Consider the following 20,668-nt stretch of genomic DNA (forward strand, 5'->3'; position numbering starts at 1 on the left):
GATGGCCATCGCCTTGCGCTATGCCGCGCGCTCCGACCTCGGCCTGGGACCCAAGTCCCGCAACGAGGACTCGGGGTATGCCGGGCCCAACCTGCTCGTGCTCGCCGACGGCATGGGCGGCCACGCCGCGGGCGATGTCGCCAGCTCGATGATCGTCGGCGAGCTCGCCCCGCTCGACGAGGAGGACGTCACCGCCGACCAGGCGATCCCCCTCCTCGAGGAGGCGCTCCACGCGGCGAACGCCAAGCTCACCAAGGCGATGCGCGAGAACGCCGACCTGGCCGGCATGGGCAGCACGACCATCGTCATGCTGCGCACCGGCAACAAGCTCGCCATGGCGCACATCGGCGACTCGCGGGCGTTCATGCTCCGCGGCGACACGTTCTCGCAGATCACGAAGGACCACTCCTTCGTCCAGCAGCTCATCGACGAGGGCCGCATCTCCAAGGAGGACGCCGGCCACCACCCGCAGCGCTCGGTCGTCACGAGGGTGATGACCGGCCAGCCCGACGACGAGCCCGACACCTCCCTGCGCGAGGCCAAGATCGGCGACCGCTTCCTGCTGTGCTCCGACGGCCTGTCCGACTTCGTCGGCGCCGACGTCATCGAGGAGATCCTCCGCGAGGCGCGCACGCCCGACGAGGCCGCCGACCGGTGCATCGAGGTCGCCCTCAAGGCCAGCACCCGCGACAACGTCACGGTCATCGTCGCCGAGGTCGTCGACGCCGACGGTGACGACCTCCCCACCACGGTGCCCCAGGTCGTCGGCGCCGCCGGCAAGCGGATGCGGGGACGCACCCGCGCGATCCCGACGAGCCCTGCCGAGAAGGCCGCCGCCCTGTCGCGCGAGGCCACCGGCCGCAGCGAGTCCGACGACGACTCCCTCGAGCTCGCCGAGGACCACACGCGCTCGCGCCGCTCCAAGATCGTGCTGCGCACCATCGGGGTCATCGTCGTCGCCGCCATCCTCGGAGGCGGTGGGTATGCCGCCTGGGCCTGGTCGCAGAAGCAGTACTACGTCGCAGCCGACGGAGCGCACGTCGCCATCTTCCGCGGCGTCTCCCAGGACCTCGGACCGATCAGCCTCTCCCACGTCGAGTCGCCGTCAGACGTCCTCGTCTCCGACCTGCCGAGCGACGTCCAGGCGTCGGTCGGCAACACGATCCCCGCCCGCGACCTCGCCGACGCGCTCGTCAAGGTCACGGCGCTGCGCGGCGAGGCGGAGCGCTGCCAGCGCCTCGCCGCTACCGGCACGCCGTGCGGCACGTCGCCGGCACCGACACCGCTGCCCACGACGCCCCCGACCACGTCGACGACGCCGAGCCCGAGCACGACGCTGCCGACCCCGCGGCCGTCGACGCCGCGCCCGAACCCGTCGATCACGACGCCGCCGGCCGTCGCCGCGCCCGCTGTCCGCCCCGTGGCACCCCTGGGGGGCCTCGCATGACGACGACCGTCGAGCCCCTCACCCCGCGGACGCGTCGCGGCGCCGAGCTGCTGCTCCTGATCCTCGCGATCGGCATCGTGCTGCTCGCCTGGGTCACGACCGACCTCAACCGCAACGGCACGGTGCCGGCCAACATCATCCCGATCGCCGGCGGCTTCACCGCCCTCGTGCTCGCGGTCCACCTCGTGCTCCGCTGGAAGGCGGCCTACGCCGACCCGGTGCTCCTGCCGATCACGACGGTGCTCAACGGGCTCGGGCTCGTCATGATCCACCGCCTCGACCTCGCCCGCGGCAAGCTCGGCACCGACGGCGACGCCTACCGCCAGATCATCTGGACGACGCTCGCCGTGGCTCTAGCGGTGGCCGTCCTCTTCGTGCTGCGCGACCACCGCCTGCTCCGCCGCTACACCTACGTGACGATGGCCGTCGGCTTCGTGCTGCTCCTGCTGCCGCTCGTCCCGGGCATCGGCCGCACCATCAACGGCTCGCAGATCTGGATCTCGATCGGCCCGCTCAACTTCCAGCCCGGCGAGTTCGCCAAGATCGCCCTCGCGATCTTCTTCGCCGGCTACCTCGTGCAGACCCGCGACGTGCTCTCCCTCGCCGGGAAGAAGGTCCTCGGCTTCACCTTCCCGCGCGGACGCGACCTCGGCCCGATCCTCGTCGCGTGGGTGCTCGCGCTGCTCGTCCTCGTCTTCCAGAAGGACCTCGGTTCGGCGTTGCTCTTCTTCGGGCTCTTCGTCGCGATGCTCTACGTCGCCACCGAGCGCGTCTCGTGGATCGCCATCGGCCTGATGCTCTTCGCCGCGGCCGTCGCCTTCGCCCTGTCGGCCTTCACGCACTTCCAGAAGCGCGTCGACCTGTGGCTCGACCCGTTCTCGTCCGACAACCTCGAGCGGTCCAACCAGCTGGCCAACGGCCTGTGGGGCATGGCCTCCGGTGGTCTCACCGGCACCGGGCTCGGCGCGGGTCGGCCCTACCTGACGTCCTTCGCCGAGAGCGACTTCATCTTCCCGAGCCTCGGGGAGGAGCTCGGCCTCTTCGGGTCCGTCGCGATCATCGTGCTCTACCTCATCTTCTGCGAGCGCGGCATCCGGACGGCCCTCGGCGTGCGCGATGGCTTCGGCAAGCTGCTCGCCATCGGCCTGGCGTTCTCCGTCGCCTTCCAGCTCTTCATCGTCATCGGCGGCGTCACGCGGGTCATCCCGCTGACCGGCCTCACGACGCCCTTCATGTCGCTCGGTGGCTCGTCCCTGCTCGCGAACTGGGTGATCATGGCGCTGCTGCTGCGCATCTCCGACCAGGCCCGCCGGCCGATGCCCGAGATCCCGGTGGGTGTCGCCGCCGACGAGCCGGCCCCGGCCGAGGTGACCCAGGTGGTGAGGCTGACGTGAACACCCCCATCCGCCGCCTGTCCGTGGTCATCGCCGCGCTCTTCACCGCCCTGCTCGTCGCAGCGACGATGGTGCAGTTCACGCAGGCGAAGACGCTCAACGCCATGGCGTCCAACAAGCGCACCCTGCTCGACAGCTACTCCCGCGAGCGCGGCGCGATCATCGTCGGCGGCCAGGCCGTCGCGAAGTCGGTGCCCGTCCAGGACCAGTACCGCTTCCTGCGCACCTACCCCCAGGACGAGCTGTACGCCCAGATGACCGGCTTCTACTCGTATGCCGTCGGCGCGCCCTACGGTCTCGAGCACGCCTCCGACGACCTGCTCTCGGGCGATGCCGACACCCTCTTCGTGCGTCGGGTCACCGACCTCATCACGGGTCGCAAGACGTCCGGCGCCACGATCGAGCTGACGATCGACCCCAAGGCGCAGGCGGCGGCCGACAAGGCCCTCGGGGACAACAAGGGCGCCGTCGTGGCCCTCGACCCGAAGACCGGGGCGATCCTCGCGATGGTGAGCCACCCGTCCTACGACCCCAACCCGCTCTCGAGCCACGACCTCACCAAGGCCTCCAAGGCCTGGCAGACGCTGTCCAACGACAAGGACAAGGCCTACCTCAACCGGACCATCAACGGCGTCTACCCGCCCGGGTCGACCTTCAAGGTCATCACGGCGGCCGCCGCGCTCGAGAACGGCGTCGTCAGCGACGAGAACTCCTCGGTGCCCGGACCGGCCGAGCTCGACCTGCCGTTGACGAGCACCCCGCTGCCCAACGAGGACGGCCGCGCCTGCGGTCCCAACGACAAGACGACGCTCATCCACGCGCTCGAGATCTCGTGCAACACGACGTTCGGCTCGCTCGGGCTCGAGCTCGGTGGCGAGAAGATCCGCGCCCAGGCCGCCAAGTTCGGCTTCGGTGACGCGCTCCAGATCCCGATGCGCGTCTCGGTGAGCTCGGTCCCGGCCGACCTCAACGCCCCGCAGGCCGCGCAGGCCGCGATCGGGCAGTACGACGTGCGCACGACGCCGCTCCAGATGGCCATGGTCGCGGCGGGCATCGCCAACCAGGGCCGGGTCATGACGCCCTACCTCATCGACTCGGTCCGCAGTGCCAACCTCGACATCATCGAGTCGACGCCCGACCCGGTCGAGCTGTCGCAGGCGACCTCCGAGCAGACCGCCTCGACGCTGACCAAGATGATGGTGTCGGTCGTCGACCACGGCAGCGGCGCCCGGGCCCAGATCGACGGCGTCGAGGTCGCCGGCAAGACCGGCACCGCGCAGCACGAGCGCGGCAAGCCCCCGCACGCGTGGTTCATCTCGTTCGCGCCGGCCACCGACGCCAAGATCGCCGTCGCGGTCGTCGTCGAGGACGGCGGCGTCACGGGCAGCGAGATCGGCGGTGGCCGCGTCGCCGCCCCGATCGCCCGTCAGGTCATGGAGGCGGTGCTCGGCCGATGACCCTCTCGACCGGCGCGACCCTCGGTGGGCGCTACACCCTCGGCACGGCCATCGCGTCGGGCGGGATGGGTGACGTCTGGGAGGCCACCGACGAGGTGCTCCAGCGGCCCGTCGCCGTCAAGGTCATGCGCCCGCAGGGTCCTGAGGACGACGCGTTCCTCGAGCGCTTCCGCGACGAGGCCAGGGGCAGTGCCTCGCTCCACCACCCCAACATCGCGTCCGTCTTCGACTACGGCGAGGAGGGCGGCACGGCATACCTCGTCATGGAGCTCGTGCCCGGACGCACGCTCGGCGAGATCATCCGCGAGAGCGACGGTGGTATGCCAGCCGAGGAGGTGCGCTCGCTGCTCGGCCAGGCGGCCCTGGCCCTGTCGGCGGCCCACGAGGCCGGTGTCGTGCACCGCGACGTCAAGCCCGCCAACATCATCGTCACGCCCGAGGGCCAGGCCAAGCTCACCGACTTCGGGATCGCCCGGGTCGGCGACGGGTCGGGGCACACCATCACCGGCGAGGTGCTGGGCACCCCCGACTACATCAGCCCGGAGCAGGCCCTCGGCGAGCCGGCGACGGCCTCGAGCGACATCTACTCCCTCGGCGTCGTGGCGCACGAGATGATCACCGGCCGCAAGCCGTTCGACATGGGCACGCCCGTGGCGACGGCCATCGCGCAGGTCAACGACCCGCCGCCCGAGCTGCCCTCGACGGTGCCTCTCGACCTGCGGGAGGTCGTCGACGCGTGCCTCGCCAAGTCGGCGTCCGACCGCCCGGCCGACGCTCGTGCGGTGGCCGAGGCCGCCGGGGTGCCGCTCGGGTCCCTGCCCGGGGTCACGCCGCCCCCCGCAGCGGCCGACGCCACGAGGGTCCTCCCCGCCGCCGACCCGACCCGCGCGCTGGCCGGGACCCCGGCCGCCGGAGCCGGCAGAGCAGGTGCCGCTGCGGCCGGACTCGTCTCTGCCGCACGGGAGCTCGTCGGTGCCGACCGTCGCGGTGGGTCCGTCCGCCCAACCGCGCGGCCGTCCGCACGCCGCACGGACACCGACACGGAGCCCTCGGCGGGACGTCGCTGGGCCTGGCTGGCCGTCCCGGCCGTCGCCCTCGTGGCGTGGGGCGCCTTCGCGCTCGGCAGCGTCATGAGCGGCGGCTCCGCGAGCCCCGCTGCCCGACCGACGTCCCCGGCGACCACGACCCCGGCCACACCGGCGGCCCCGACGCCGACCGCAAGCGCCTCCCGGGCGACCACGACGGCCTCGACGGCCTCGACGGCCCGAACGGCCACGCCGACCCGCGCAGCGACCAAGGCCACCGCCGCCACGAAGCAGACGAGCACCAAGCCGCAGCCCGCCCATGCCGGCAAGGGCAAGGGAAAGGGCAAGGCGAAGTGACATGACCGACCAGCCCGAGCAGCGCGATCCAGGCGCCCGACGAGTGGACCAGGATGACCCAGCACCCGAACGAGCAGAGGCCAACGACGTGAGCACCGCACCCCGTGTCCTCGGCGGACGCTACGAGGTCGGCGAGCTCATCGGTCGGGGCGGCATGGCCGACGTCCACCTGGGCCACGACACGCGGCTCGGTCGACAGGTCGCGATCAAGATGCTGCGCTCCGACCTCGCCCGTGACGCGAACTTCCTCCTGCGCTTCCGGCGCGAGGCGCAGTCGGCGGCCGGCCTCAACCACCCGGCGATCGTCGCGATCTTCGACTCGGGCGAGGACGACAGCGTCGTCGAGGGCCCCAACGGCACCCGGACGACCCTGCCCTACATCGTCATGGAGTACGTCGACGGCGAGACGCTGCGCCAGAAGCTGACCGACCAGCAGCAGCTCCAGCCGGCCGAGGCGATCCGGGTCACCGAGGGGATCCTCGACGCCCTCGCCTACAGCCACCGGATGGGCATCGTCCACCGCGACATCAAGCCGGCCAACGTCATGATCACGACCGGCGGTCACGTCAAGGTCATGGACTTCGGCATCGCCCGGGCGATCGCCGACACGGCCGCGACGATGACCCAGACACAGTCGGTCGTCGGCACCGCGCAGTACCTCTCTCCAGAGCAGGCCCAGGGCCACACGGTCGACGAGCGATCCGACCTCTACTCGACCGGGTGCCTCCTGTTCGAGCTGCTCGCCGGCCGGCCGCCCTTCACCGGTGACTCGCCCGTCGCCATCGCCTACCAGCACGTCGGTGAGCTGCCCCAGCCGCCGAGCGTCTTCAACGACGCCGTCGCCGGCGACCTCGACGCCGTGACCCTGCACGCCCTCGCCAAGGACCGCGAGGCCCGCTACCAGGACGCCACGGCCTTCCGGGACGACCTCGAGAACGTCCGGCTCGGGCGCCAGATCAGCGCCGCGGCGCTCGGCACCGCGGCCGCCGTGGGGGCCGCCGCCACCCAGACCCTCCCGCAGGCGTATGCCGCACCCGGGACCCCGACGGCCGTGCAGGCCCCCGTCACGTCCAGGAGCGAGCGCTACGCGAACACTGCGGGCCTGCCCGCCGTCGGCCACGACGAGCTGGAGCAGGACGACCGGAAGGGCGGCAAGGGCAAGGCCGTGCTCATCACCGGTCTCGTCATCGCCCTCCTCGTCCTCGTCGGCTGGGGCGGCGTGAAGTGGTTCGGCACTCAGTCGCCGAGCGTGACGCTCGTCGCCGTGCCGACGATCGAGGGCATGAAGGAGGACGTCGCCGCCCGCACACTGGCGACGAACAACCTCCGGGGTGAGAAGTCGACGGCGGCGAGCACGACCGTCACCGAGGGCGAGGTCATCAGCCAGGACCCGAAGTCGGGGACGAGGATCGCGGAGCTGTCGACCGTGAAGTACGTCGTGTCGACCGGTCCCGACAACCTCGCCGTCACCGACGTCACCGGTTTCAACAAGGACGACGCGCGTGCGGCGCTCGAGAAGGACGGCTTCGTCGTCTCGGGGTTCCAGGAGGAGAACACCCCCGACCAGGCCAAGAACAAGGTGACGAAGACCGAGCCGGCCGCCCAGGCCGTCGTCCCCAAGGGCTCGAAGATCAAGATCTTCTACGCCACCGGCAACGTCAAGGTGCCCGACAACCTCGTCGGCCAGGACTGGGCCCTCGCCGCGGTCGCCCTGCAGAACGCCGGGCTCAGCCCGGTCAAGCAGACCGTCGACTCCGACAAGAACCCCGACGAGGTGCTTTCCGTCGACAAGGCCGGCGACGTCGTCAAGCTCGGCACCCAGATCACCGTCAAGGTCGCGCGCACCCCGAACCAGACGGCGACCGTCACGGTGACGCCCCCGCCGCCCAGCACGACGACGACGCCCGCGGCGACCACGACGCCGCCGCCGACCCCCTAGCGGTCAGCACCCGGCACACGACGACGAAGGGCCCCTCCCGAGCGGGAGGGGCCCTTCGTCACACCTGGGGCGTATGCCGTGTCGACCGTCGCGTCAGACGGCGGCGGTCACGAGAGGGCTGAGCCCCACCGAGCGCTGGACGGCCCCGGTGTCGCCGCAGAGCGCGAGGAAGTTGGCGAGCATCCGGTGGCCGCCCTCGGTCAGAACGCTCTCGGGGTGGAACTGCACCCCGTGCAGCGGCAGGTCGCGGTGGCGCACCGCCATGACGAGGCCAGACTCGGTGCTGCCGGTGGCGACGAGCTCGTCGGGCAGGGTCGCGGGGTCGATCGTCAACGAGTGGTAGCGGGTCGCGGTGAAGGGGCTCGGCAGGCCCTCGAGCACGCCGGTGCCGTCGTGGTGCACGAGCGAGGTCTTGCCGTGGAGCAGCTCCGGCGCCCGCCCGACGACCGCACCGGCGACGACGCCGAGCGCCTGGTGACCCAGGCACACGCCGAACATCGGCTTCGCGATGCGGGCGCACTCGCGGATGATGTCCATCGACACCCCGGCGTCCTCGGGAGTGCCCGGGCCGGGCGAGACGAGCACGCCGTCGTAGGCCGCGGCGTCCCTCGCCGGCACGGCGTCGTTGCGCACGACCGTGCACTCGGCACCGAGCTGCTCGAGGTAGCCGACGATCGTGTAGACGAAGCTGTCGTAGTTGTCGACGACGAGGATGCGGGTGGGGCTGGTCATGCGGGGCCTCAGAGGGGTGGTGGGGCGCGCTCAGCGGATCGGTGACGCGTACTGGAAGTCGACCGAGCCCGAGTATGCCGGGAACTCGATCGAGGCGTGGGTGTGCAGGGCGTAGCCGAGACCGACCGCGTCGACGTACTGCTTGTAGATGTTGACCGAGGCGTCGGCGTCGAGTCCCTGCTGCATGCGGTCGACGTCGCCGATGGCGGTGATCCGGTAGGGCGGCGCGTAGACGCGGCCCTGGAGGATGAGGGTGTTGCCGACGCAGCGGACGGCGCTCGTCGAGATGACCCGCTGGTCCTGGATCATCATCGCCTCGGCGCCAGAGGTCCAGAGCGCGTTGACGACGGCCTGGACGTCCTGCTGGTGCACGACGATGTCGTCGGCGGTGAAGCCGTCGGGCAGGGAGTCCGCGGTGCGCTTCGCGTCGTCGAGGGTCACCTCGAGCGCGGCGCCCCGGACCTTCGTCGTCGCGGCCGGGGCGGCGAGCTCGTCGGCGGCGCGGGTCAGGCTCGAGAGGTGCTCGTCGGTGGGGGCGTTCGTCTTCGACAGCGCCTCGACCTCCTTCTGCAGCCCGTCGAGGACGCTGGCCTTCTCGGCGACGCGGGAGTCACCCTCCATGATCAGCTGCGGCAGGTCGCGGTCGGCGCGGAGGTCGCGACCCTGCGCGGTCTGGAAGCTCATCGCGAACATCACGCCGGCGGAGGCCATGACGACCGGGACGAGCAGGCCCCACGTCAGGCGGGGTCGGCGACGGGAGGGCCCGGGGGACGCTGCACTGTCGCCGGCGACGCCGGCGACGCCGGCCGTCGCCGATTCTGGCTGTTCGGCCGACTCGGCGTGCACGGGCGGCTCAGGCTGCTCGGCGTCCGTCATGACTCGTGTCCTCGCTCGCGCGGACCCTCCGCGCCGCCTCCATTGTGCCTCGTCACGGCTCGCGGACCGACCGAAGGTAGGGCGCGCAGGGGGAGAGCTCGCTCGTCTGGGTGCCTCCACGGAGGGCGAGCGTCGCCGCCGCACGGTTGGGCGCGCCGAGCTGGGTGACGAGGTGGGAGATGTCGGCCGCGACGGTGCGCAGCGAGACACCGAGCTCGCGGGCGATCGCGGCGTCCTTGGTGCCCACGACGAGGCGCCGGGCGACGAGGCACTGCCGCGGGGTGAACGGTGGGCTCGTCCCCTCGGGGACGGCGCGCCTCGATCGGGCCAGGGTCTCGTGCCACAGCGAGAGGACGCGGTCGACGACGTCGGACCGGGTGGCGAGCCAGGCGGTGGGGAAGCCGTCCTCGCTGAGCGGTCCGGCCACGATCGCCGTGGCCTCGTCGGCGATGATGCACTGGAACTGGGCGGGCCCGACCCGGACGTCGGGCTTCTCGGACGACAGGAGCGGGTTGAGCCGGAGGGTGCGCTCCGTGGTGATGGTGATCAGCGTGAGGCCGCGCTCGATCGAGCGCGCGTTCGTCGTGCGGCTGCCGTCGACGGGGTCGAAGTTCATGAGCGGCTGGATCGACCAGACCGAGCGGTGGGTCAACGGCTCGACCGCCGTCGCCAGGTTGCGCTCGATCTGCTCGGCGCCGACCCCGAGCCGGCGGAACCCGGGGGTCCTGCCCCCGGTGAGGCTGGTGACGGCGAGCGCGTTGACGACGGACGAGAGCTCGACGGCGGCCGCGGCCAGCGAGGGTGCTCTCAGCTGCGCGTCGTCCCTGCTCGCTCCGGAACCCGACGTCGGGCTGGTCATTGCATCGTCCCCTGATCTGCTGTCCGTGACAGCCAGCATGCCCGGTTCCGGGCTCAGGTCAACTCGATGAGCGCACCCCGCGCTGCACGTTCGTGCAACGGAGGAAGCGCAGACGCGACACACGGACCGGCGCCTGTCATCCTCGACCCGGTCACCGGGTGTGGATCGGCGGCGGGCGGGGCGCAGACAGGGGGCGCATCCGCCCGCTCGCCGTCGACACCGGAGCCACCCGTCGGGGTGCCCCTCGAGACGTTCTCGAGGGGCACCGCCGAGCGCAGGGGGCAGCCGGAGCGACCGGTACGTCCGGGGAGACCGCCCCGATCACCGGGCAGGCACGCCTGCGCGGGGACGCCGAGCGCGTCATTGGTTACCCTTGCCTCAACTCAGAGCAAGGAGAACGCAGTGCCCGAGTCCAAAGGCCGCGACCACAAGGCGGCGGCATACACCCCGCCCCGCACGAGCAAGGCCGCCGAGCCCAACCCCACCTGGTGGGCGCCCGTCTTCATCACGCTGCTCGTCCTCGGGCTGCTGTGGATCGTCGTCTACTACGTGACCGAGTACAAGTACCCCATCGGGTCCATCGGCGTCTGGAACCTCGGCGTGGGTTTCGTCCTGCTCATGGGTGGGTTCATCATGACCATGCGGTGGCGCTGAGCCCCAGCCGAACCCCGCACCGACCCGCATCCACGAGGGCCGCTCCTGTCATCACGACGGAGCGGCCCTTTTGCACACACCCCACCGGACGCCGGCTGTCCACACCTGTGGACAGCCGGCGTCCGGCTTTCACGTCCACAGCTGTGGATGACGGCCGTGCACAACCTCCAGCGCGGATGGCGCGAGTTATCCACACGGTTGTCCCCAGCTGGGGATGAATGACACGTGTGTAACTACATCCACAGGCTTATCCACACCCGGTGGACAACTCTCGGCTCGCCACGGTGGAGAGGGGCCCGATGACGGTCAGAGCCGAGGGAGCCCGAGCTCGTCGACGACCCGCTCGGCCGTCGCCCGGGCGTCGCCGTGCGCGTTGTCCAGGCGCAGGTGACGGTGACCCGGCAGCAGCCGCTCGCCGTCCCGCGCGGGGTCGGTGTTGAGGCGTGCCCGTGACTCGAGCTCGACGACGTGGGAGCGGGCCCACTCGACGTCGCGCTTGCTGCGCTTGTGGTCCATCCGGTCGGTGCCACCCTCGCGGGCCAGCCGCACGTCCTGCGGTGCATAGAGCTCGACGACGTCGATCGGTGCGCCGGCACGCTCGACCGGCTCGACGAGCTCGTGCAGCTGCGCGAGGTCGCCGGGGTGCTCGAGGTCGATGGCGAAGGTGAAGACGAGGCCGGGCAGGTCGGCGACGACCGACTCGGCGATGACCTCGCGGCGGATCAGGCCGTTGATCCGCTGGAACGAGGGCGTGCCGAAGTCGTAGACCCCGAGCAGCGGCTCGATCGACATGTGGTTGTGGAAGAGCCGAAAGCCGGTCAGGTCGCACACGGCACGGCCCACCGTCATCTTGCCGACGGCCGGCGGGCCGGTGACGCAGACGAGGTGCACGCTGACCTCAGCCGAAGATGCTGAGCTCGCGGATGGCCTCGGGCACCGTGAGGTACTTGACGACGGTGACCGCGACGAGCAGCACGAGGACGGCGCTGAGCGCGGCCCACACGAGGTGGCGGACGCCCTGTCGCCGGAAGACGACGATGACGCCGGCGCAGACGACGCCGGTGACGAGGCCGCCCAGGTGGGCCTGCCACGAGATGCCGGGGTAGAAGAAGCCGAAGGCCGCGTTGATGGCGATCGTCGCGTACATCGCCGCCGAGGATCGTCCGAGGTGTCGGTTGAGCACGAGGAGGGCGCCGAAGAGGCCGAAGATCGCGCCGGACGCCCCGACGACCGGGGTGAGCCACGCGTCGTCGAGACCGGCCCGCAGGCCGGGGATCGTCGGCGAGCCCGCGAGGAGCGTCACGGCGACCTGTCCGCCGATGCCGCTGATGAGGTAGAGCGCCGCGAACCGGGCCCGACCGAGCATCGGCTCGAGGTACTGCCCGAGGGTCCACAGCGCGAACATGTTGAGCAGGATGTGGAAGATCGTCTGCGGGGAGTGGAGGAAGGCCGCGGTGACGAAGCGCCACGGCTCGGTCCACCCGACGACCGGCGCGAACGCGAAGTTCTGCGTGACGTTCGGGTTGGCCCGCTGCGCGAGGTAGGCGACGGCGCAGACCGCGATGATCGTGTAGGTGACGACGGGCGTGCCGTCGGTCGCCCGCCCTCCGAACACGGTGCGCGCGCTCGGCGTCGTGCGAGCGGCCTCACGGACGCAGTCGACGCACTGGATGCCCACGGCGGCCGGGCGCTGGCACTCCGGGCAGGCCGGCCGGCCGCAGCGCTGGCAGCGGACGTAGGCCTCCCGGTCGGGGTGGCGCGGGCACACGGACGGACCGGCAGCGGGCTGCGGGACCCCCGGCTCGAACGGGGGCTGACCCTGCTGGCCACTGGGTGGGTTGTCAGACAACGGGGGTCCCCCTGCCGGTCACGTCCGTGGGCGATGGTTCGGTGGTGCGGATGGAGCTGTCGTGCGGTGGAGCGGAGGCTCAGTCCTCGATGGTGACCGAGTTGATGACGACGTCCTCGACGGGCTTGTCGTTGGCACCGGTGGCGACGGCACCGATCGCGTCGACGACGTCGCGAGACGCCTGGTCGGCGACCTCACCGAAGATCGTGTGCTTGCCCTGGAGCCAGGTCGTCGCAGCGGTCGTGATGAAGAACTGCGAGCCGTTCGTGCCCTTGCCCATGCGCTTGCCGGCGTTGGCCATGGCGAGGATGTAGGGCTTGGTGAAGTCCTTGTCGGGGCTGATCTCGTCGTCGAACGCGTAGCCCGGACCGCCGAAGCCCTGACCGATCGGGCAGCCGCCCTGGATCATGAAGTTCGGGATGATGCGGTGGAAGATCAGGCCGTCGTAGAACGGGGTCGGGTTGGTCCGGCCGGCGTCGTCCTTGTACTCCTTCTCGCCCTTGGCGAGACCGACGAAGTTCTCCACGGTCTTCGGGGCCTGGTGCTCGAAGAGGTCGATGACGATGTCACCGCGGTTCGTGTGCAGGGTTGCCTTCATGGGCCCAATCCTCGCACGACCGAGCACGTATGCCGTCCGGGCGGGTATGCGGCAGCAGTGGCGGAACGCTGGGGGTGGACCCACCGTTGGCCTAGGAGAAGGATCATCCTCACAGCAGTCGAGGACGCGACCCGATGACAGCCGGCCCGGAGCCGGCGGAGGACGGAGTGCCGATGTCGTTCATGGACAAGCTGAAGAAGAAGGCCGAGGAGCTCGACCTCGAGACCAAGGCCAAGCAGCTGCAGGACGCCGCCGCGCAGGCGGCGAAGCAGGCGCGTGAGAAGGCGGGCGACTACGCCGCCCAGAACCGCGAGAAGATCGACGGCTACGTCGAGACGGCCACGACGAAGATCGACGAGAAGACCGAGGGCAAGTACGCCGACAAGGTGGCCAAGGTCAGGGAGCACGTCGACCGCGGCGTCGACAAGGTCGCCGAGGGCCACACCTCGGGACCGTCGACCGCCACCGGCGCTGCCGCCGCGGCGGGAGCCACGGACGTGACGGGCGGCGACCCCTTCCCGGTCGACCCCGACGCCCCCGCTCCGGTGTCGGCCAGCCCGCTCGAGGCCCCGGCCCCGATCGACCGCCCGACGCCGGTCGACGAGCGCGGTTTCGACGCCGCCGCGGGAGACGTGCCGGTCCCGACCCGCGAGGCGCTCACCGACACGACCCTCGAGGACACCGTCCTCGGTCTCGACCACCCGCCGACGTCGCCGGCCGCACACCCGGACGCGCCGGCTCCCGAGGACGCCGACGCCGCCCCGCGCGTGCCCCGACCGCCGCACGACGCCACGAGCTGACCGCGGGGCGTGACGGCATACGCGACCGGCATCGGTGACGATGCCGTCCACGCACGGGGGCAACCGTGCGGTGCGTGGCCGAAGTTGGCAGGATGGGTAAGGACGAGTGGACTTAGGAGGACGTATGTTCCGAACCAAGCAGTCCCGCACGGAGGCTGCAGTTGACCAGGCACGCTCCGCAGCAGCCGATCTCGGCTCGGCGGCAGGTGACCGGCTCGGCACGCTGAGAGACAGCGCCGCTGACACCGCGAGCGATGCCGCCGCGGCCGCCAAGGATCGCGCGTATGCCGCGAAGGACGCTGCGGCGCCGGCCGTCCAGGACGCCGCCGACGCGGCGCGTGAGCGGCTCGTGGCGGCCAAGCAGGCGGCGACGCCGGCGCTCCAGGACGCGGCCGACACGGCCCGTGAGCGCTTCTACGACGCTGCGGCCACGGCCAAGGACGCCGCGGGCGACGCGCTCCACGAGGCGGCCGACCGCGCCAAGCCGAAGGTGGAGGCCGCCCAGTCGACGCTCGTCGACACGGTGCTGCCCAAGGTCGGTGCGGCCATCGCGACCGCGGCAGCCGCTCTCGCGGCCGGTGCCGAGCAGGCTCGCGAGGCGGCCCAGCCGCACCTCGAGCAGGCGGCCGCCCAGGCCAAGGAGACGGCTGCCGTCGGTGGCCACCGCGCCCACGACGCCTACTGGGTGCTCAAGGGTGACGCGGTCGCCAAGAAGCGTGGCGGCAAGGGCAAGTGGCTCATCGCCATCGGCCTGACCGCTGCCGCTGTCGCGGCGGTCGCGGCCTTCCGCAAGCAGAAGCAGGCCGACGACCCGTGGGCCACGCCGCTCGACTCGCGCGCCGGTGCGGGCGCCGGTGGCTCGACGACCTCGGCTCTTGCATCCGACGCGGCGAAGCTCAAGGACAAGGCGGCCGAGCAGGTGGGCCACGCCAAGGACGCCGTCACCGACGCCGCGAGCAAGGCCAAGGAGAAGGGCTCCGAGCTCGCCGACGCCGCCAAGGACAAGGCCGGCGACCTCGCCGCCAAGGGCCAGGCCGCCATCGCCGACGCGAAGGACCGCTCCGGCGAGGCCGTCGACGACGCCACTGACGCGACGACCGACGCGGCGACCGACGCGGTGGACGAGCTCGCGGGCGCACCCGCGACCGCCGAGGGCGAGGTCACGGCGGTCGACGCCGCGCCCGACTCCGACGCGATCACGTCCGAGGCGGTCGAGGGCGGCACGATCAACGGCGCCTCGACGAAGTCGTCACCGCGTGGCTCGGCCAAGGCCAAGCTCGCGCAGGAGAACGGCGACAGCACGAAGTGACACCCACCGGTGCCGGTCCCCTCGGGGTCCGGCACCGGACGGGGGAACACAGAGAAGGACCCGGATGCCATGGGCATCCGGGTCCTTCTCTGCTTGAGCTGGCTCGCTCCGACAGGGGGACAGAGCGAGCCAGCACATGCAGAAGGGCTGGGCGCGGTTCGTGCGGGCCCAACCCTTCGCTACCACCAGTCTAGACCCTGTCCGGCTGGTTGCGCGAGGGGCTCGATGAAGATTGCATCACATCAAGCGCGTCAGTTCGGTTCCTTCCACGCGTCACACCCACGAGATCCGGTGTCCCTGAAGGGACTCGGAGACTTGCGCCACCACCGAGCATGGCACCAGAGCCGACGTTGCGCCAGAGGAAGTTGCCGTGGATTCGCTGTGGGCTCCCAGGCCGGACGGAGCTCGTCCCGGACTGTCCGATTTGCCCGGAACTCTTGACGCCCCTTTCCGCCCACCTCTACGGTCCTACCCACAGAGGGTGACTGATTGTGAGCGAAAGGATGCTTGAATGAGCAGTTTCAAACACACAGCGCGGAGAGGGGTCAGTGCCCTCGCGGGTGCCGCCGTCGCCCTCTCGGGCCTGGTGCTGGTCTCCGGCCCGGCACGGGCCGCCGACGCGCACCTCGGTGACGTCACGGCCTACAGTCGCAGCGGCGACACCTACACCTTCGGCTCGGGCGTGGCGAAGCTGCGCGTCAAGGTCGACGACACGGACCTGCTGCGCGTCCAGGTCGCACCCGACGGCACCTTCACCGACCCCGCGTCGGCGGACCCCGCCGATCCGTCCGCACCCGACGCCGACATCGTCGTCAAGCGGGACTACGCCGGCGGCGCGTCGAGCGTGACCGACACCGGCACGGCATACGTCATCTCGACGGCCAAGGCGCGGCTCACGGTCACGAAGTCCCCGATCACCCTCCGGCTGCAGGACGCGAGCGGCGCCGAGCTGATGCGCGAGACGGCGCCACTGGCGTGGAACGCGAGCGGCATGACGCAGACGCTCGCCCGGGGAGCCCAGGAGCAGTTCTTCGGCGGCGGCATGCAGAACGGCCGCTTCAGCCACCGGGACACCTCGATCACGATCAGCCGTGACTACAACTGGGACGACGGGGGCAATCCCAACGCGGCGCCCTTCTACCTCTCCAGCGCGGGCTACGGGGTGCTGCGCAACACCTTCGCGCCCGGGACCTACGACTTCCACGCGCCGGTGCGCACGACGCACCAGGAGCAGCGCTTCGACGCCTACTACTTCGTCGGCGACACGCGGCAGGTGCTCGACGGCTACACCGAGCTGACCGGACGTCCGCTCATGCTGCCGATGTACGCGCTCGAGGTCGGCGACGCCGACTGCTACCTGCACAACGCGAACCGCGGCGAGCGCAGGACCCTGCGCGACACGACCGCGATCGCCGACGGCTACGCGGCCAACCGCATGCCGCTCGGGTGGACGCTCGTCAACGACGGCTACGGCTGCGGCTACGAGGACCTCCCCGAGACGCACGACATGCTCGTCGACCACGGCTCCGAGCTCGGGCTGTGGACGCAGTCGGACCTGACCAACCAGCCCTACGAGGTCGCGAGCGGCGTGCGCGTGCGCAAGACCGACGTCGCCTGGGTCGGCCCCGGCTACCGCTTCGCGCTCGACGCGTGCGAGAAGGCCCGCGACGGGATCGAGTCCGGCAGCACCGACCGCGCGACCGTCCTGACCATCGAGGGCTGGGCCGGCACGCAGCGCTGCGGCGCCATGTGGAGCGGGGACCAGTCGGGGTCGTGGGACTACATCAAGTGGCAGATCCCGACGTATGCCGGCTCGACCCTGTCGGGGCAGCACGTGACGACGGGCGACATCGACGGCATCTTCGGGGGCAGCGCGGACACGTACACGCGTGACCTCCAGTGGAAGATGTTCCTCCCGATGACGTACGCGATGAGCGGGTGGGCGGCCAAGGACAAGCAGCCGTACCGCTACGGCGAGCCGTACACGTCGATCAACCGGAGCTACCTCGAGCTGCACGAGCGGCTGCTGCCCTACCTCTACACGCACACCGTGAACGGGTCGCGCACCGGACTGGGGCCGACGCGTCCGCTCTACGCCAACTACCCGAAGGACCCTGCCACCTGGGGCGACACGGCGAAGTACGAGTTCCTCGCCGGTGACGACTTCCTCGTCGCACCGGTCTACTCCGACACCACCGTGCGCGACGGCATCTACCTGCCCGAGGGCACGTGGGTCGACTACTGGACGGGTCGGCTCTACTCCGGCAAGCAGACGGTGAACGGCTACAAGGCGCCGCTCGACCGGCTGCCGCTCTTCGTCCGTGCCGGAGCCGTCGTGCCGATGTTCCCCGAGGGCAGCCTCGACTGGCAGGCCGGCAAGGACTCCGGTCGGCTCGACCTCGACGTCTACCCCTCGGGCACGTCGACCTTCACGAACTACGAGGACGACGGGCGTTCCCAGGCGTGGAAGTCCGGGGCGAGCGCGTCGCAGCGCTTCGACGTCGCGGCGCCCGCGACCGGCAAGGGTCCCGTGACGGTGACCCTCGGTTCGGTCAACGGCTCGTACGCCGGCAAGCCTGCCTCGCGGGGCTACGACCTGGCCGTGCACACGAACACGGCGCCCTCGGCGGTTGCCGTCGACGGGGCGGAGGTCGGTGGCGTGGCGTCGGCGTCGGCGCTCGACGCAGCCACCTCCGGGTGGTTCTACGACGCGGCCACCGGTGTCGTCCGGATCAAGACTGCTTCGGTGTCGACGGGTGCCACGCACACGGTGCGGATCACCGGTGCCGGCGCGGTCGGAGGCGCCCAGCCGGGCGAGCTGGACGCGGCCCTCGACGTCACGGCCCCGGTCATCTCGGTGCCCGGTGAGGGCCGCGAGGTCTCGGCGACGTTCACGAACTCGACGGGCAAGCCCGTCCAGGTGACGTCGACCTCGGTCGGTGTGCCGGCCGGCTGGACGGCGACCCCCTCGGGACCGACGACGGCGACGGACCTCAAGGACGGCGGCACGTTCACCGCCCGCTTCCGCGTGACACCCCCGGCTGGAGCGACACCCGGCTCGTATGCCGTGACGGCCTCGGCGGCCTACACCGTGCGGGACGTGTCACGCACCGTCACGGACACCACGAAGACGCGGCTCGCGTTCTCGTCCCTCGCGAGTGCCTTCAGCAACGTCGGCGTCACGGCGCTGGCCGATCCCACGAAGGGTGACATCGACGGTGGCGGCTCGAGCTTCATCGCCGAACGGCTTGCGGCGCAAGGTGTCTCGCCTGGATCGACGGTGACGGCGAACGGCTTCGACTTCACGTGGCCGACGTCGCAGCCGGGGACCAAGGACAACGTCGCCTCCGCCGGCGAGACGATCCAGGTCTCGGGGCGGGGCAACGCGCTGGCGTTCCTCGGGACGGGCACGAGCGGCTCGGCGGCTGGCGCGGCGACCGTGCACTACGCGGACGGCTCGTCGGCCGCGGTGACCGTCGGCTTCCCGAACTGGTGCTGCCTCGCGACCGACACCTACGGCGCGAAGACGGCCGTCACGACGATGGGCAAGAACACGCCCAGCGGTGCGGCGTACCCGACCGTCGCGTACCGGCTCTACACGAAGACGGTGCGTCTCGACCCGGCCAAGGAGGTGGCTGCGGTGACGCTGCCGGCCAACTCGGCCGTGCACGTCTTCGCGATGACCGTGGGCACCGAGGACGTCGTGCCGCCGCCGATCGCCGACGGGCAGTACTCGCTCGGCAACGTCGGGTCAGGGCTCGCGCTCGAGGCGCCGGGGTCGAGCTCGGCCCAGCTCGGGACGGCGGCGGTGTCGTCGTCGGCCTCGCAGAAGTGGGTCGTGACGCTGCAGGACTCCGGCGCGTACCAGGTGAAGAACGCGCAGAGCGGGCAGTGCATGGACGTCTTCTCCAGCTCGCAGACGTCCGGGGCGCTCGTCGGGCAGTACACCTGCACCGGCACGACGAACCAGCAGTGGACGATCACCCGGTCGGGCACCCAGCTGAAGCTGACGGCCAAGCACAGCGGGCTCTCGCTCGCGGTCGACGGCTCCGGCAAGGTCGTCCAGGTGACCGACACCGGCGCGACGACCCAGCGCTGGACGGCGACGGCGAACTAGCCGGCTCCGGGTCGGGCCCGGTTCGAGGTGGGGCACGCGTGAGGACGCGGCCGCATGACCTCGAACCGGGCCCTCGTCGTCTCAGGGGTCGCCCGTGGGCAGGCCATAGGCGCGGACGGCATTGTCGCGGGCGATCATCCGGACGACCCTGCTGGCGTCCGGGGCCGACCACTCGTCGCCGGCGACGAAGCCACCGACGACCCGGGCGATCGCATTGCGCCACAAGCGTGCTCCGAGGAAGTGCAGCTCGGACGGGCCACAGGCGTCCGAGCTGTAGAGCACCTGGCCGAAGGGTGCGAGCTCGAGGCTGCGCGCGACGAGCGCCGTCGCCCGCGCCCCGACGAAGTTCACCGAGAGCCCGACATCGAGGAAGACGTTGCGGAAGGCCTGCGCGAGGTAGCCGGCCTGTCGCTCGAACGGGTAGCAGTGCAGCAGCGTGACCGGCATGCGCGCGATCTCGGGCATCCGGAGGAGGTCGGTGAGGAGCAGGGGGTCGGAGCGGCGCAGGTCCATGTCCCGGTCGCCGAGACCGACGTGGAGCTGCAGGGGAAGGCCCAGCTCGGCCGCCTCGTGGATGCCGAACGCGATGAGCCTCGGATCGCTGAGCCGGACCGAGCCGGTCCGTTCCACGTCCCTGAGCCACGCCGCCACGTGACGTTCGACCTGCGCATCGGTCGGACGGCTCAGGTCGACGTCGAACCCCGCGCGGTAGGCAAGCACCGACTTCACGGCGACGCCACCACGCGCCCGCTCGGCGAGCAGCGTGCGGAACGCGGCGGCATACGCCGGTGGCTCGGTCCCGTCGGCCACGAGCGACTCGGCGAGCGACTCGAGCCGCACGACTTCGCGGGCGCGTCCACCAGAGGTGGCGGCCAGCTCGGCCGGGGTCAGCAGGTCGTCCGCGCGATGCCCGGTGTCGACGAGCCAGTCGCTGACCCCCGCCGTGGCGAGGAAGCGCCGGTTGACCTCGTCCTCACCGAGCGCGGACCGTCGGGTCCAGTAGTCGTCGCGGCTCGCGTGGCGGTCGAGCCCGAGCACGGGAGCGCACCACGCACGGACCGCGAGACCCACCTGGCTGTCGAACGGGTCGACGCCGGGAGGCAGGGGCTCGGTGTCGGCCTCGTTGAGGGCGTCGCCGTATTCCGCCCTGCTCGGTGCCGCACGGAAGGCGCCGTGCACGTGGTGGTCGACGAGGGCGGTGGCGTCGAGCTCGGCGAGCAGGTCGCGCGCGGCTCCGTCGAGGCCGGGTGTCATC

16 protein-coding genes are annotated in these 20,668 nt (G+C 71.3%); 9 read left to right on the forward strand and 7 right to left on the reverse strand.

The window, feature by feature from the left end; translation table 11 throughout:
* The first annotated feature begins 1 nt into the window (after position 1).
* The 5 genes from H283_RS0100700 (at position 2) to pknB (ending at position 7,619) form a co-directional block, all read left to right on the forward strand.
* Positions 2-1,447, forward strand: a complete 1,446-nt coding sequence (locus tag H283_RS0100700) for a PP2C family serine/threonine-protein phosphatase (protein WP_020141584.1) — start codon at positions 2-4, stop codon at positions 1,445-1,447.
* Entirely contained in the window at positions 1,444-2,841 is a 1,398-nt protein-coding gene (locus H283_RS0100705) for an FtsW/RodA/SpoVE family cell cycle protein (protein ID WP_028785237.1), read from the forward strand. Before H283_RS0100700 ends, H283_RS0100705 begins: the two co-directional genes overlap by 4 nt.
* Positions 2,838-4,298 carry a penicillin-binding protein 2 gene (locus tag H283_RS0100710; RefSeq protein WP_020141586.1) on the forward strand — a complete coding sequence of 487 codons (1,461 nt, stop codon included), beginning with the start codon at positions 2,838-2,840 and terminating at the stop codon, positions 4,296-4,298. Before H283_RS0100705 ends, H283_RS0100710 begins: the two co-directional genes overlap by 4 nt.
* Positions 4,295-5,680, forward strand: a complete 1,386-nt coding sequence (locus H283_RS23560) for a serine/threonine-protein kinase (protein ID WP_020141587.1) — start codon at positions 4,295-4,297, stop codon at positions 5,678-5,680. The genes H283_RS0100710 and H283_RS23560 overlap by 4 nt, the downstream gene beginning before the upstream one ends.
* 88 nt (positions 5,681-5,768) lie before the next feature.
* Positions 5,769-7,619 carry a Stk1 family PASTA domain-containing Ser/Thr kinase gene (pknB, locus tag H283_RS0100720; RefSeq protein WP_020141588.1) on the forward strand — a complete coding sequence of 617 codons (1,851 nt, stop codon included), beginning with the start codon at positions 5,769-5,771 and terminating at the stop codon, positions 7,617-7,619.
* 93 nt (positions 7,620-7,712) lie between these two features.
* Here pknB and H283_RS0100725 read toward each other — a convergent pair whose 3' ends face one another.
* The 3 genes from H283_RS0100725 to H283_RS0100735 are packed head-to-tail and all read right to left on the reverse strand — an operon-like array spanning position 7,713 to position 10,086.
* Positions 7,713-8,351: an aminodeoxychorismate/anthranilate synthase component II gene (locus H283_RS0100725; RefSeq protein ID WP_020141589.1), complete on the reverse strand. Its 639-nt coding sequence runs from the start codon at positions 8,349-8,351 to the stop codon at positions 7,713-7,715.
* Positions 8,352-8,381: 30 nt separating this feature from the next.
* Positions 8,382-9,227: a DUF881 domain-containing protein gene (locus H283_RS0100730; protein WP_020141590.1), complete on the reverse strand. Its 846-nt coding sequence runs from the start codon at positions 9,225-9,227 to the stop codon at positions 8,382-8,384.
* A 52-nt stretch (positions 9,228-9,279) separates the two neighbouring features.
* Complete coding sequence (locus tag H283_RS0100735; protein ID WP_020141591.1) at positions 9,280-10,086, reverse strand: LuxR C-terminal-related transcriptional regulator; 807 nt, start codon at positions 10,084-10,086, stop codon at positions 9,280-9,282.
* A gap of 402 nt (positions 10,087-10,488) precedes the next feature.
* Between H283_RS0100735 and H283_RS0100740 the strand changes: the two genes are divergently transcribed.
* A complete protein-coding gene (locus H283_RS0100740; RefSeq protein ID WP_020141592.1) occupies positions 10,489-10,740 on the forward strand; it encodes a cell division protein CrgA in 252 nt (83 codons plus the stop codon).
* Positions 10,741-11,046: 306 nt separating this feature from the next.
* Here the strand turns inward: H283_RS0100740 and H283_RS23565 are convergent, their stop codons facing one another.
* The 3 genes from H283_RS23565 to H283_RS0100755 all read right to left on the reverse strand — a co-directional run bounded on the left by H283_RS23565 (position 11,047) and on the right by H283_RS0100755 (position 13,187).
* Positions 11,047-11,631, reverse strand: coding sequence for a hypothetical protein (locus H283_RS23565; protein ID WP_020141593.1), 585 nt, complete (start codon positions 11,629-11,631; stop codon positions 11,047-11,049).
* Positions 11,632-11,638: 7 nt separating this feature from the next.
* On the reverse strand, positions 11,639-12,589 hold the full coding sequence (locus H283_RS0100750; RefSeq protein ID WP_081633738.1) for a rhomboid family intramembrane serine protease: 951 nt from the start codon (positions 12,587-12,589) through the stop codon (positions 11,639-11,641).
* A gap of 79 nt (positions 12,590-12,668) precedes the next feature.
* On the reverse strand, positions 12,669-13,187 hold the full coding sequence (locus tag H283_RS0100755) for a peptidylprolyl isomerase (protein WP_020141595.1): 519 nt from the start codon (positions 13,185-13,187) through the stop codon (positions 12,669-12,671).
* A 134-nt stretch (positions 13,188-13,321) separates the two neighbouring features.
* Between H283_RS0100755 and H283_RS26375 the strand changes: the two genes are divergently transcribed.
* From H283_RS26375 to H283_RS0100775, 3 genes are all read left to right on the forward strand, one after another.
* Complete coding sequence (locus tag H283_RS26375) at positions 13,322-13,987, forward strand: antitoxin (RefSeq protein WP_020141596.1); 666 nt, start codon at positions 13,322-13,324, stop codon at positions 13,985-13,987.
* Between the two features lie 124 nt (positions 13,988-14,111).
* Positions 14,112-15,296 (forward strand): hypothetical protein, encoded by a 1,185-nt coding sequence (locus H283_RS0100770; protein ID WP_020141597.1) that lies wholly within the window; start codon positions 14,112-14,114, stop codon positions 15,294-15,296.
* A gap of 511 nt (positions 15,297-15,807) precedes the next feature.
* The gene (locus tag H283_RS0100775) at positions 15,808-19,413 is read left to right on the forward strand and encodes an RICIN domain-containing protein (RefSeq protein WP_020141598.1); all 3,606 of its coding nucleotides are present in this window, start codon (positions 15,808-15,810) and stop codon (positions 19,411-19,413) included.
* A gap of 81 nt (positions 19,414-19,494) precedes the next feature.
* Here H283_RS0100775 and H283_RS0100780 read toward each other — a convergent pair whose 3' ends face one another.
* The gene (locus H283_RS0100780) at positions 19,495-20,667 is read right to left on the reverse strand and encodes an amidohydrolase family protein (protein WP_020141599.1); all 1,173 of its coding nucleotides are present in this window, start codon (positions 20,665-20,667) and stop codon (positions 19,495-19,497) included.
* Between the last annotated feature and the right edge of the window lies 1 nt (position 20,668).

This window comes from Terracoccus sp. 273MFTsu3.1 (genome assembly GCF_000383675.1).
In the GTDB taxonomy this organism is placed as follows: domain Bacteria; phylum Actinomycetota; class Actinomycetes; order Actinomycetales; family Dermatophilaceae; genus Terrabacter.

Excerpts from the sequence above, each read along its gene's own strand:
- H283_RS0100725 (WP_020141589.1), bottom strand. The coding sequence starts at position 8,351 with ATGACCAGCCCCACCCGCATCCTCGTCGTCGACAACTACGACAGCTTC.
- H283_RS0100705 (WP_028785237.1), top strand. The coding sequence starts at position 1,444 with ATGACGACGACCGTCGAGCCCCTCACCCCGCGGACGCGTCGCGGCGCC.
- H283_RS0100775 (WP_020141598.1), top strand. The coding sequence starts at position 15,808 with ATGAGCAGTTTCAAACACACAGCGCGGAGAGGGGTCAGTGCCCTCGCG.
- H283_RS0100780 (WP_020141599.1), bottom strand. The coding sequence starts at position 20,667 with ATGACACCCGGCCTCGACGGAGCCGCGCGCGACCTGCTCGCCGAGCTC.
- H283_RS0100770 (WP_020141597.1), top strand. The coding sequence starts at position 14,112 with ATGTTCCGAACCAAGCAGTCCCGCACGGAGGCTGCAGTTGACCAGGCA.
- H283_RS0100730 (WP_020141590.1), bottom strand. The coding sequence starts at position 9,227 with ATGACGGACGCCGAGCAGCCTGAGCCGCCCGTGCACGCCGAGTCGGCC.
- H283_RS0100755 (WP_020141595.1), bottom strand. The coding sequence starts at position 13,187 with ATGAAGGCAACCCTGCACACGAACCGCGGTGACATCGTCATCGACCTC.
- H283_RS26375 (WP_020141596.1), top strand. The coding sequence starts at position 13,322 with ATGACAGCCGGCCCGGAGCCGGCGGAGGACGGAGTGCCGATGTCGTTC.
- H283_RS0100700 (WP_020141584.1), top strand. The coding sequence starts at position 2 with ATGGCCATCGCCTTGCGCTATGCCGCGCGCTCCGACCTCGGCCTGGGA.
- H283_RS23560 (WP_020141587.1), top strand. The coding sequence starts at position 4,295 with ATGACCCTCTCGACCGGCGCGACCCTCGGTGGGCGCTACACCCTCGGC.
- H283_RS0100735 (WP_020141591.1), bottom strand. The coding sequence starts at position 10,086 with ATGACCAGCCCGACGTCGGGTTCCGGAGCGAGCAGGGACGACGCGCAG.